We start from the raw sequence: 514 nt of genomic DNA on the forward strand, positions 1-514 counted from the left end.
GTGGGCGCCTCGAACACGGCGCGCACCGACAGGTACTCGTCCAGGTCGGTGTTGACCGCGGCGATCAGGCGCATCGCCAAGATGCTGTCGCCGCCAAGGTCGAAGAACGACTGGTCGATCCCGACCCGCTCGACGCCGAGCACCTGGGCGTAGATGCCGGCCAGGATTTCTTCGGTGGGATTGGTGGGGGCTCGGTACCCCGAGGCGGTGTATTCGGGTGACGGTAGGGCGCGAATGTCGAGTTTGCCGTTGACGGTGACGGGCAGGGTGGGCAGGGGCACGATGGCGGCCGGGATCATGTAGTCGGGCAGCCGCTGGGCGAGTTGGGTGCGCAGCGCGGCGGGGTCGGCGGTGCCGGTGATGTAGCCGATGAGGCGTTTGTCGCCGGGGCGGTCCTCGCGCACGATGACGACCGCCTCCTGGACACCGTCGAGTGCGGCCAGGGCCGAACGGATTTCACCGACCTCGATGCGATAGCCGCGGATCTTGACCTGCTCATCGGCGCGCCCGACAT

At 68.1% G+C, this 514-nt stretch carries 1 protein-coding gene; it reads right to left on the minus strand.

Annotation, left to right across the window (positions count from 1 at the left end; genetic code table 11):
• A partial coding sequence (locus tag A5781_RS00900; RefSeq protein WP_156624283.1) for a phosphopantetheine-binding protein occupies window positions 1–514 on the minus strand: 514 nt, incomplete at both ends.

This window comes from Mycobacterium sp. 852002-30065_SCH5024008 (assembly GCF_001665645.1).
Classification (GTDB): domain Bacteria; phylum Actinomycetota; class Actinomycetes; order Mycobacteriales; family Mycobacteriaceae; genus Mycobacterium; species Mycobacterium paraffinicum.